This is a genomic window from Catalinimonas locisalis, assembly GCF_038039535.1.
Classification (GTDB): domain Bacteria; phylum Bacteroidota; class Bacteroidia; order Cytophagales; family Cyclobacteriaceae; genus Catalinimonas.
Genome location: NZ_JBBPHP010000019.1, coordinates 24,915 through 37,320, shown reverse-complemented (window position 1 = coordinate 37,320; position 12,406 = coordinate 24,915). Strand labels below are relative to the sequence as shown.

Here is a 12,406-nt window from a genome sequence, read left to right as displayed (position 1 = left end):
TTTCTTTGCAAAGCTCTTTTAAATTTTATTCTCAAAGAGAATTAATCTAATATAAAAGGATAATCTTCCTGAGCATATACATCTTTTAGAGCTTCTTCTGGATCAGGGAAGGGAGATTCGTCAGCATATTTAATACAATCTTCTACCTGTTTTTTCACTTTATCCTCTATCTTTTTCAGCTCATCTTCGCTTGCAAACTTATGCTCGAGTATAGAATTCATGCATTGAACTATCGGATCCTGCTGCTTGTACTCTTCCAGTTCTTCTTTAGTACGGTATTTTGCAGGGTCAGAGATTGAATGACCCTTATAACGATAGGTTCTAAATTCTAATAAAGTAGGTCCTTCTCCCTTACGTGCCCTTTCAGCTGCCTCAGCCACAGCATGGTGTACGCTTTCAACATTCATAGCATCCACCGGGAAGGAAGGTATATCATAAGACTCCCCCAAAGTGTAGAGCTCGGTTACATTACTGGTACGCTTTACGGAAGTACCCATAGCATAACCATTATTTTCTATAATGAAAATAACTGGTAGCTTATAAGTCATGGCCATGTTCAGCGTTTCGTGAAAAGAACCCTGGCGAGTAGCGCCATCACCCATAAATGTAGCACAAAGATTATCTGTGCCTTTATACTTTTCAGCAAAAGCTAAACCAGCACCTAGGGGGATCTGACCTCCCACAATACCATGGCCACCATAAAAATGTTTTTCTTTATCAAACATATGCATTGAGCCCCCTTTTCCTTTGGAAACCCCGGTAATTTTGCCGAAAAGCTCCGCCATGATATATTTGGGATCAGTACCCAGGGCGATAGGGTGAGCGTGATCGCGATATGCAGTGATATATTTGTCACCTTCTTTTAGAGCAGTTACTGCTCCTGCAATACAAGCCTCCTGTCCGATATATAAGTGGCAGAAACCTTTAATTTTCTGACGGCCATACTGCTGACCGGCTTTCTCCTCAAACCTTCTCAGCAGGTACATCATCTCGTACCACCACATATAGGTTTCTTTAGAAAATTCAGTTTTTTTGGCTTTAGAAGATGTTTTCTTAGTTTTTGACTTTTCCTTTGTACTACTTACTGCCATAATACTTTAATAATTAAATAATGGAGTTTCTCTTGGAAGTAAACACACGGCTTGCGTTACTGTTTTACCTGCGCAAAATAATACAAAAACATTCAACAACGAACTAATGTGGCTTGAAAATATAAGTTTGCTCAACTTCAAGAACTATGAGGAACTTACGCTGAGCTTCTCTGAACAGATTAATTGTTTGGTAGGAGAAAATGGCAGTGGGAAAACCAACCTGCTTGATGCTATCTATTATTTATCATTGACTAAAAGTGCATTCAGTAGCACTGAAGCACAAAATGTACGACATGAAGCGCCTTTTTTTATGATCAAGGGCTCATTTTATAAACAGAACGAAAAGTACAATGTGCAGTTCAGCTTACAAAGCGGTCAAAAAAAACAGTATAAAAACAATAGAATTCCTTATGAAAAGCTTAGCGATCACATAGGACTGTTTCCGGTAGTGCTCATTACTCCTGATGACACTGATATCATTAAAGGGGGCAGCGAAATACGGAGGAAGTTTTATGACGGAATTATTTCTCAAATTAATAGTGACTACCTGGACAATCTCCTTCGTTATAACCACACCCTAAAGCAGAGAAATTCCCTCCTCAAGCAGTTTGCCGAACAAAACTACTATGATAACGACTTACTGGACTCTTATAGTGATCAGTTATTAGATACCGGTGAGCACATTCACAATTACCGAAAAAACTTCATTAGCCAGTTTTTTCCAACCTTTATCAATCATTATAATAACCTTTCGGGACAGAAAGAAGAGGTAAAGATCACTTATCAGTCAGATTTTGAGGATGCAAATTTCAAAAAACAGTTTTACAAAAATTACCGCAAAGACCTGATTGCACAGCGTACTACTCAGGGGATTCACAAAGATGACTTTCTTTTTGAGATCAATGGCTTTCCGGTGAAGAAATATGGCTCCCAGGGACAGCAAAAATCTTTTGTAATTTCTCTAAAATTAAGCCAGTTTGATATTATTAAAGAAGAAGTGAAGACCAAACCTATTCTCCTGCTGGATGACGTTTTTGACAAACTGGATGACTTCCGCATTGGCAAACTAAGCGAGATGGTAGCCGCCCAGTCTTTTGGTCAACTGTTCGTTACGGACGCCCGTCCGGAGCGCACTTACCAGATCTTTGAACCTATAAAAGCTGATAAAAAGGTATTTACCATTCATCAAGGACAAGTAACGCAGGTAAATAGTATGTGATTAAACTGGTATAAAAGCAAAGAATATCAGCCAAATCAGAATTAAAGCCGGCAGTAAGAAAGGCAGGGAAAAGCGAATGATGTATCCAAAGAAAGATGGCATTTTAATACCGATCTGTTCAGCAATGGACTTTACCATAAAGTTGGGGCCATTACCGATGTAGGTCATGGCACCGAAAAATACTGATGCCACCGAGATTGCCGTTAGCCTAAGTACGCTATCATGATATTCGCCCTGCGCAAAAGCCACTACCTCACTGGCATCACTTATGCTAGCCCCCTGTGAAGCCATGGCTGCTGCCAGAAAGTTAAGATATGTAGGTGCATTGTCCAGAAAACCGGAAAGTAGACCTGTACCCCAATAAAGAGTATTATGCGTAATCAGCGCAGCTCCTGCTTCTGAACGGGCAAAATCACCCACCAACTCAAGGGCAGGCATCATGGTACCAAAGATTCCGATGAAGATAAAAGCTACTTCACGTATAGGTTCAAAATTAAAATCATTTCCTTTAAGCGCCTCTTTGCTGGCAAATCGGAATGACAGGTAAGCTACCGAGAACATAATGATTTCCCTTACAAATGAGAAGGTAGCACCATCATATTCTATCCCCGGCACAAAATCAAATTTATTGGGATCTATAAATACGGCAATAATGACTAGACCTAACCACAGAAAATTACGTGTACCTACCAGTGAGATTTTGTTGGTATAGGTAACCGGCTCCTCTTCCACTCCATTCTCCGGCTTGTTTCTGCTATCAACTACAAAGAATATGATTACGATAATAAGAAGCGTTACTGCCCACTCTAATATATTGTGCTCCAGCGTCCAGAAGAATGGCACGCCTCTCAAAAAACCCAGGAATAGTGGCGGATCACCAATAGGTGTTAATGCGCCCCCCACATTACTTACCATAAATATAAAAAAAACGATGTGATAAGCTTTTATTCTGTTCTTATTAAGACGAATAAAAGGGCGTATCAGCAGCATGGAAGCCCCGGTAGTACCAATCAGATTGGCAATAACCGAGCCTATGATAAGCAAAATTGAGTTAGCCAAAGGAGTTGCCTTTTTATCAACCTTGATTAATATACCTCCTGAAGCAATGTAGAGTGAGGATAGGAGCGCGATAAATTGTACGTATTCTGCCAGGGCATGTACGGGTTCGTGCTGGTTATGCAAGACAAAGAGATAATAGGACACAACAATTACTGCCAGCAAGACCGCAACAATGGGATAATTCTTATGCCAGAAGTGTTCATAAAAAAGCGGGCCGGTAGCAATCATCAACAGAAGCACTACAAAGGGGATGACCGTCCAGCCAGGAGCACTTCCGTGGTGCTCTTTTCCATCGGCGGAAACGTGCTCTTGTTCATCTCCTCCACCATGATCCTGCTGGATATCGTATACTGCCACCGAAGTCATGTTGGCTGGAAAGAATGTATCCGATATAGGATTAGCCTTAGGGGAGGAGATTGAAAATAAAGTGAGTATAAGAAAAATCAAAAGAGTATACGCGCCCTTGCTCATCTAGAATGGTTAGTTTGTGTATTTATTCAAAGCTTATAGTAATCAGAACCATAAACTTTGATGATGTCATTTTACAATATTAAGCTTTAAAGTTAAGACTGATATGAGCAAAGATAGTATAATCGTAAAGTTTTTGAATTTAAATTTGATAAACCACATATTTTTTTGAAAAATTTAGTTGTAGATATTGGTAATTCTTTTGCAAAAGCAGGCTTATTTGTTAACGGGCAATTGCAACAAACTTTTCCTCATTTGAAGACAGAAGAGGCCTACCAGCTCATTGCACTAAATAGCTTTGATGCTCTGATGATATCTTCTGTAGCGGGAAATATGGCAGACCTAGAGGAAAAAACGGCTGATCACCCTCATCATTTTCTGCTTAATGCCTCTACACCTTTACCTTTTACCAATCATTACCAGACTCCCCAAACCCTGGGAACTGACCGTATAGCCGCTGTTGCCGGAGGTTTATCATTATTTCCAGATCAGGCCATACTAGCCATTGACGCTGGCACCTGCATTACTTATGATATTGCTGATGCGCAAAAAAACTACTGGGGAGGTAGTATTTCTCCAGGTTTGCAAATGCGCGCCAAGGCCATGCATACTTTTACCTCCCGATTACCGTTAGTCAGTATATCACAAAAAGAAGTGAAAGAAGTCCCTTTGGCTGGACAAAGTACATCTTCCGCACTTCAAAGTGGTGTATTACATGGCACACTGGCAGAAATAACCCAAATGATTCGGATGTATGGGGACAAATTCGGAGATTTGCAGGTTGTGATCTGTGGGGGGGATGCGATCTTATTAAACCAAGGTATTCGTATTGCTCAAACTGTTACTATTGTGCCAGAACTTATTTTGATTGGACTCAACAGAATTTTAGAACATAATGTATCATAAAATTTTATATGCCTCTCTTTTGATACTGCTTACAGCGGGTATCGCCTTCGCTCAAACTGACAAAACCCCTTATTCCTCTCAGGGGCTGGGAAGTTTGACTGGCCCTTCTCTGATGCACAATTCCGGAATGGCCGGGCTGGGAATTGCCACAGGCTCAGGTTTACACATCAATAATGTAAACCCTGCTTTGCTTTATCAGAATAGCCTCAGCGCCTTCGACGCTGCCTTCCAGGTAGAATATAAAAATATGTCTAAAAATGGCGAGTCTGCTACCAACCTTAGCGGAGGCCTAGCTTATGGTATATTTGCTTTCCCTATTGTGACCAATCGCTGGTCTATGAGCTTGGGGTTATCACCCTACTCCAACGTTGACTACCAAATACAGGAGTCGCGTGTTGTTACCAGTAATGATGAAGTAGCCAACCTTACCCAGGAAGGTAGTGGAGGATTAAGCCAAATCAGCTTTTCTAATGGCTTCAGGTTATTTCAGGGCTTAGGGCTGGGAATCAAAGCCTCTTATCTTTTTGGGGCTATTGATGAAAACCTGAGTATTCTTCCTATTACTGGTGATGATCTCAATCTGGTCACCACGTATAGTGACAATATATTTTACCGGGGAGTAACCCTTGAGCCAGCCCTTCATTACTCACTAAAAACAGGAACTAACACCAGTGTAAATCTTGGAGTAGTTTACCAGCCCGAAGCTACTTTGAAAGCAGTAAGAAACATTAATTTTGAAAACCGCCAATTGGGTGCTAATCAACTGGTGAGTAGTGATACTATCGTAAGTGATCAGGAAGGTAATGTGGTGCTGCCTAGCAAACTGGGAGTTGGTCTTGCATTGGACAAAGCCTTCAAATACATGGTAGGCGTTGACTTTACCATGCAACAGTGGGAGGAGTTTGGTGCTTATCAATCTGACGATAATGACAGCCCACGCTCTAATGATGGCATGCTGAATGCCTACACACTTGTTGTCGGAGGGCAGATCATCCCTGACATTAACTCGGTAAACAATTATTTGAAAAGAGTAGCCTACCGGGCAGGATTTCGTTACAATGTTACTCCCTTCAATGTGAGCGATACCCAGATTACTAATATGGGGATTACGTTTGGCTTCACACTTCCCATGAGTAACCTATCCAGTCTGAACCTTTCATTTGAAGCAGGTACACTAGGTACCACTGACAACAACCTGATCCGTGAAAATTATTTTAAGGCTGGGTTGGGAATCAGTTTTAATGATCGTTGGTTCATACGGAGAAAATACGATTAAGTATTTTTGCAATTTATACAAAGTCTTTTCTTGATAAAAAGTCACAAGCTCAGAATATTTATTTTTAAGAAGTGTAAAATTGTCTTTTAACAAGCCTGAATATGGCCTCACTAAGGTAAATTTTGGCATTTGTTAAATATTAATTTTGATTTTGTAAGCTTTAGGCGCTATTTTTGTATTTTCATTAATAAAGTGCGTGTAACTTTTTGGATTGTTTTATCATTTTACATCCCCAAAGTTTTGGTTCACTGCAACTTTACATAAACATATTTGTTTAGGGTTTAAGCTTTAATAAGTTTTATTAATGGCTTAGCATGTTAAAATTAATCTATTCACCAATAAAGAAGGAATCATGAATTTTATGCTGAATCAAAAATCATTCTGGTCGGCCTGCCTTCTGTTCACGATGTTTGCTACAATAGCAAATGCTCAAGATGGATGGAATTGGCCTGAGGACAAGGCAACTGCGCAAGAAAAAGTCGTGTTATATACCGACATGAAGAAAGCCAAGAACTATGAAGCTGCCCTCCCCCCATTGAATTGGTTATTTGAAAATGCTCCTAACCTTAATAGCTCTATTTACATCAATGGAGCCGATATATATGAAGAGTTAGCGCTCAAAACAAAAGACCCTCAGAAAAAACAGGAATACGTAGACAAGACGCTTAGTATGTACGATCAGCGTATTGAGCACTTCGGCGATGAAGTCAACGTCATGAATCGTAAGGCTAGTACTGCTATGAAACTGATGTACAGTGACAAGAGCAACTACGATCAGCTTAATGATATTTACAGCAAAGCGCTTGATGTTTCTGGAGACAACCTTGCTTACTATAATATCACCCCATTTATGAACATTGCCAAGGTTCAATATGAGCGCGGCAAGTTCGAGGCTGAAAAAGTGATTGAACTTTATGACAAGCTCAGTGCAATCAATCAGGCGAATATAAAAGCTGGTAAATCTGCTGACAAATACAAAGATCAGCAGGAAAAGATTGATGCTATTTTCACTTCTACTGTTACTGTAAGCTGCGATTATATTCAGGAAAAAATGGTGCCTAAATTGGAAGCCAATCCTGATGATCTTGACTTAGCCAAGAAGATCATTGCACTTTCTCTATCTTCTTCTTGTACTGACATGCCGTTCTTTACCCAGGCTGCTGAAGCTACTTTTAACAAAGAGCCTAATGCAGGCTTAGCCAAGACTATCGCTTCTCGTAAACTGCGTAATGAAGAGATTGAAGATGCTAAAGAATGGTTCAACAAAGCACTGGAGCTATCTACCGACGATGCTCAGAAAGCTGAAATTTACATGGACCTTGCTTCTATTGATCAGAAAGAAGGCAACAAGGCTGGAGCTCGTAATAATGCACTTCAGGCAGCTTCATTAAGCTCTGAAGAGGCTGAGCAGGCTTACAATATGGTAGGCAACATGTACTTCTCCAGCTACGATCAGTGCAAAGGCGGTGAAGATGTGGTAAAAGACCGTGCGGTATTCTTAGCTGCTTATGAAATGTACAAAAAAGCAGGAAATTCATCTGGCATGGCTCAGGCTAAAGCTCAGTTTCCATCAAAAGAAGAAGTCTTTACCTACAACTATAAAGTAGGAGATTCTATGAGCGTAGGCTGCTGGATTGGAGAAAGCGTAACAATACAGACTAGAGATTAAGTCCTAATAAAATATTCCTTCAATAGCCATTCTCTCTTTTGAGGGGATGGCTTTTTTCATACAACTATTCAGCATAAAAACAGGTATATTATTGATAAGTATATGTAAGTAAGATGTTAAGAGGAGTGATTATATTAAGCCTTTTGTATTTGTCCGTTGCCTGCTCAGAGGATAGCCAAAGCCCTGATGACTTTAAGGATTACGACGGGCCGGTAATGGAGGCTACTGATGTAGAGCTACTGCATAGTGACTCTGCTATTGTCATTGTCAGGCTTACCGCAGACCGTCAATGGGAGTTTGAAAACCAGGATCGCGAATTTCCTGAGGGAATCTTTATTGAGTTCTTTGAAAAAGATGAAACCAAAAATGCATCTATTAAGGCAAACCACGGTTACTTCAATAAGCAGGAAAATAAATATACAGCTACCGGAGATGTAGTAGTACAAAACTATAAGTCCAACGAAAGACTGGAAACTGAAGAATTACATTGGGAGCCCAATAAGAAAGAGATTTATACTGATCGCTATGTGGAGATTATCTCTAATGGTGATGTACTGATGGGTGAAGGACTTACTTCAGATGAATCTTTTACCGATTGGCAAATCCTGAAGCCTAAGGGCACTCTACCTCTCAATGAACAAGCACCAAGTGAATAAAAAATCATGCGATTACTAGACGCCATTTTACTTTCCCTGAGTGTAGCATTTTTTATCATAGGAGTCCACCAAACTATGGTGGGCAGTGAAACCATCACTGAAGGTGTAGCCAATGCTTATGTCTTCTACATGGTCTCTCTGATTTTGCTATTCTGGTACAGAGTACGCCGTAAAAATCAGCAACAGAAACAGGCAAGTGAAAAAAAAGGAGAGAAAAACAAAAAGAAAAAAAGATCAAAGTAAAATGAAACTGGTATGTTTGCTTTTCCGCTCATCATTCAAGTCCAGTGATCGCTAAACCACCATATGGATTATTACAGCATTACTATAGTATTAATATGTCTCTTGTTTTCTGCTTTTTTCTCAGGAATAGAAATAGCTTTTATCTCCGCAGATAAGTTAAGAATTGAGCTGGCAGGTAAACAAGGCGCACTCTCTGGCAGGTTATTATCTCATTTCCTTCAAAAACCTTCCCGCTTTATTGGCACTACTCTGGTAGGAAATAACATAGCCTTAGTGCTTTACGGTATTTTTATGGCAAATCTGCTGGAACCTTTACTGGTGGCGCAGTTGCCGGAAATTATCAACAATGATATTACGGTGCTCGTCTTACAGACAATACTAGCAACCATACTGGTACTGATTGTGGCTGAGTTTACTCCAAAAAGTGCTTTTTTAATAGATCCTAATGGCCTGCTCACCATTTTCGCTATTCCTATCACCATGATTTATTATATCATGTATCCTATTGTATGGATCATAGATAAGGTTTCACAGTTTGTTATCATATATGTGTTGGGCTTCAAATACAGGGAAGATAAACCTGTTTTTGGGCTTACTGACCTTAATAACTATATCAAAAATACCCTTAGTGATGAGGTGTTACAGGAAAGTAATAAGCGAAATACCCAACAGACACCTCCTCGGGTAGATACTAAGATTTTCAGCAATGCGTTAGAATTTAAAACGGTCAAGGTAAGAGAATGCATGATTCCGCGTACCGAGGTGGTAGCAGTAGATATTGAGGATAATATTGAAGAGCTTAAGGAAGCTTTTATGCAAAGCGGGCACTCCAAAATCATAGTATATAAAGAGTCTATAGATGAAGTAATAGGCTATTGCCATTCTTTGGAGCTTTTTAAAAAACCTGAAAGTATCAGCCAGATACTTACCCCTATCATTATCGTACCGGAAACCATACCCGCTAATGAGTTGATGATTCAGTTTATTACTGAGCATAAGAGTCTGGCACTGGTAGTAGACGAGTTTGGAGGTACTGCCGGGATCGTGAGTATGGAGGATATCATTGAGGAGATTTTTGGTGATATACAGGATGAACATGATGCAGAAGACTGGGTAGAGATGCAATTGGATGAAAATAACTTTCTCATCAGTGCCCGTCATGAAATTGATTACCTCAACGAAAAATTTAACTGGGTGATCCCCGCAGGGGATTACGATACGCTGGGAGGCTACATTTTGTCTCTCACAGGGGAAATTCCTACCACTGGAGATGTAGTAAGAGTACCGCCTTTCACCCTTACCATCATGTCTATGCATGAAAACAGGATAGACAATGTGAAAGTGACAGTAAATAGCAAACAGCAGGATGCTTAAAAAATATTGATCTCGCTGAAAAAGAGTAAGTTTCAAGTGGGAATCATTGATCTTCTCTCTATGTTGAACTTTGAAATTAGAGGCGAATACATTTATTTTGGGATTCTTTTTATAAAGTGAATAAACAATGGCATTAATCAGTAAGATTCGTGAGAAGACTGCCTTAGTCGTAGGCTTTGTTGCGCTAGGTCTTTTCCTATTTATTGCAGCGGATGTTTTTACATCCAGCTCAGGGCTTTTTGGCCGCGAAGAGGCAGAGGTAGGAGAGATAGCCGACAAGGATATTTCCATACAGGAATACCAGCAGGCTATCGAGGAAGTAAAGTATAACTTTTCTGTCAATACCGGACGTAATCCTTCCGAGCGGGAGATGATTTCAATTCGTCAGCAGGCTTGGGATAAGCTCATCGCTGACATTGCTTTTACCGAGCAGTTTGAAGAACTCGGAATACAAGTAACTGAAAGTGAACTGGTGGATATGGTGCAGGGTAATAACATTACTCCGGAAATTCGTCAGGCATTCACCAATCCTGAAACCGGAGAGTTCAGCCGTGAGCAGGTGATCAGCTATTTACAGAACCTTCCTCAGTTGCAGCCTCAACAGCAGGTGGCCTGGCAAGTGTTTGAAAATAACCTGAAAACCGGTCGCAGAAGGATTAAGTACGATAATCTTTTTACTTACTCCGACTATATTACTACCAAGGAGGCTCAGCAGCAGTATAAAGCAGAAAATACTGTGGCGGAAGTACAGTACTTATACGTTCCTTTTTATGCGATCAGCGACACTGCGATTGATGTAACTGATGCTCAACTGCAATCATATCTGGATGAACATCAGGACGAGTTTAAAGTAGAAGAAGGGCGTACTCTCCGCTATGTTACCTTTTCTATTGCTCCCTCAGGAGAAGACACTACTTATTTCATGGAAGAGCTTGAGCAGCTAAAGGCCAACTTTGCCAGCGCTACCAATGATTCTTCTTTCGCTACAATCAACACTGATGGCACTGGCCAGGCATACAGAACATATGCACCAGGACAGATTCCTGCTCAACTTCAGGGCGTTCCACTACAGGAAGGGGAAGTTTACGGGCCTTACCCAAACAATGGAGCATATACCCTTTTCAAAGTATCTGAAGCCACTCAAGATACTGTTTCTTATGCCAAAGCAAGTCACATTCTTTTCAAGACAGAAGAGACTCCAGAAGCTGAAGCCAGAAGAAAAGCGCAGGATGTATTGAATCAATTGATCAATGGAGCAGACTTTGCCCAGCTAGCGCGTGAAAACAGTGAAGATGTGACCGCCTCACGTGGAGGAGACCTGGGATGGTTCCCTGAAGGGCGTATGGTAACTGAATTTGAAGATGCTATCTTCTCAAGAAATGAAGCCGGGCTGATCAGAAGATTGATCAAGACTGACTATGGATACCATATTATTAACGTTACCGAGGCACCTACCGATCAGGTGTATAAAATTGCTACTGTGGTAAGAGAACTCTACCCGAGCGATGCTACTCGTGACCAGGCGTACCGTAAAGCAGATTATTTTGCCAGCAGTGTAGATAATGCCAGCAGTTTTACTGCACAGGCTCAGGAGGATTCTTTGAATGTACAAACAGCTGAAAATATAGCTAGCTCAGCACAAAATGTACGTGGACTCGGTGATGCACGCCAGGTGGTACGTTGGGCTTATAATGACGCTTCCGTGGGTGAGATATCTCCGGTATTTGAACTGGATGATGCTTATGTAGTAGCTGTACTCACTGGTAGTAGAGAAGAAGGAACAGCTCCCCTTGAGGCGGTGAGAGATGAAGTAGCTACCAAAGTGAGAGCTGAACTGAAAGGAGAGCAAATTGCCGAAAAACTGAAAGGTTTATCAGGCTCCTTGGATGAAATTGCCAGCGCTTTTGGAACAGATGCCAGCGTTTATTCAACCAGCGACCTCAAAATGAGCAGCAATACCTTGCCTAATGTAGGCTTTGCTCCTAAAGCTGTCGGCAAAGCATTCGCGCTTAATGAAGGCGAAGTGTCAGAACCTGTTCAGGGAGAGAATGGTGTAGTAATGATTCAGCTTGATGCGCTTACCCAGGCTCCTGAAATTGCCGATTACTCAACTTACAAGGAACAACTACAGCAGCAGGCAAATCAACAGAGTAGCTTTAATATCTCTGAAGCAGTACGAGAGTTTGCTGATATAGAAGACGAACGCTATAAATTTTACTAGAAAATAGTAACCATCAAAATATAGAAAGGCTGCCCAAAAGGGCAGCCTTTCTTTTTTTTACCAGCAATCCACCTCTTCTTTTTTCGTTATACAATCCAAGTTTTCGCCAGAATATTTAGAATTTAACGAAAAACATATTTACTTAAATAGGTTAATTAAAGCTCACCATGTATCTTCCATAAAATAGCCTAATAGCCTCATTTAATACTTTTACTATTCTACAC

At 40.6% G+C, this 12,406-nt stretch carries 10 protein-coding genes; 8 read left to right on the top strand and 2 right to left on the bottom strand.

From position 1 onward, the window contains the following. Positions 1-41 precede the first annotated feature (41 nt). The gene (pdhA, locus tag WJR50_RS20220) at positions 42-1,004 is read right to left on the bottom strand and encodes a pyruvate dehydrogenase (acetyl-transferring) E1 component subunit alpha (protein WP_445223480.1); all 963 of its coding nucleotides are present in this window, start codon (positions 1,002-1,004) and stop codon (positions 42-44) included. A 193-nt stretch (positions 1,005-1,197) separates the two neighbouring features. On the opposite strand from pdhA, the gene recF reads away from it, so the two are divergent. After that, positions 1,198-2,310 (top strand): DNA replication/repair protein RecF, encoded by a 1,113-nt coding sequence (recF, locus tag WJR50_RS20215; protein ID WP_341295132.1) that lies wholly within the window; start codon positions 1,198-1,200, stop codon positions 2,308-2,310. On the opposite strand, the gene WJR50_RS20210 is transcribed toward recF, so the two are convergent. Further along, positions 2,311-3,840: a sodium:proton antiporter gene (locus WJR50_RS20210; protein ID WP_341295131.1), complete on the bottom strand. Its 1,530-nt coding sequence runs from the start codon at positions 3,838-3,840 to the stop codon at positions 2,311-2,313. It abuts the gene before it with no gap. A gap of 165 nt (positions 3,841-4,005) precedes the next feature. Between WJR50_RS20210 and WJR50_RS20205 the strand changes: the two genes are divergently transcribed. The 7 genes from WJR50_RS20205 to WJR50_RS20175 all read left to right on the top strand — a co-directional run bounded on the left by WJR50_RS20205 (position 4,006) and on the right by WJR50_RS20175 (position 12,182). Further along, entirely contained in the window at positions 4,006-4,743 is a 738-nt protein-coding gene (locus WJR50_RS20205) for a type III pantothenate kinase (RefSeq protein WP_341295130.1), read from the top strand. Further along, entirely contained in the window at positions 4,733-6,019 is a 1,287-nt protein-coding gene (gene bamG, locus WJR50_RS20200) for a BamG family beta-barrel-assembly machinery protein (RefSeq protein WP_341295129.1), read from the top strand. Before WJR50_RS20205 ends, bamG begins: the two co-directional genes overlap by 11 nt. Before the next feature lie 361 nt (positions 6,020-6,380). Continuing rightward, positions 6,381-7,688, top strand: a complete 1,308-nt coding sequence (locus WJR50_RS20195) for a tetratricopeptide repeat protein (RefSeq protein ID WP_341295128.1) — start codon at positions 6,381-6,383, stop codon at positions 7,686-7,688. Positions 7,689-7,801: 113 nt separating this feature from the next. Beyond that, positions 7,802-8,344, top strand: coding sequence for an LPS export ABC transporter periplasmic protein LptC (gene lptC, locus WJR50_RS20190; protein ID WP_341295127.1), 543 nt, complete (start codon positions 7,802-7,804; stop codon positions 8,342-8,344). A 6-nt stretch (positions 8,345-8,350) separates the two neighbouring features. Then, entirely contained in the window at positions 8,351-8,587 is a 237-nt protein-coding gene (locus WJR50_RS20185; protein ID WP_341295126.1) for a hypothetical protein, read from the top strand. Between the two features lie 63 nt (positions 8,588-8,650). Further along, positions 8,651-9,961, top strand: a complete 1,311-nt coding sequence (locus WJR50_RS20180; protein WP_341295125.1) for a hemolysin family protein — start codon at positions 8,651-8,653, stop codon at positions 9,959-9,961. 127 nt (positions 9,962-10,088) lie between these two features. Beyond that, entirely contained in the window at positions 10,089-12,182 is a 2,094-nt protein-coding gene (locus WJR50_RS20175) for a peptidylprolyl isomerase (RefSeq protein WP_341295124.1), read from the top strand. Positions 12,183-12,406: the final 224 nt, after the last annotated feature.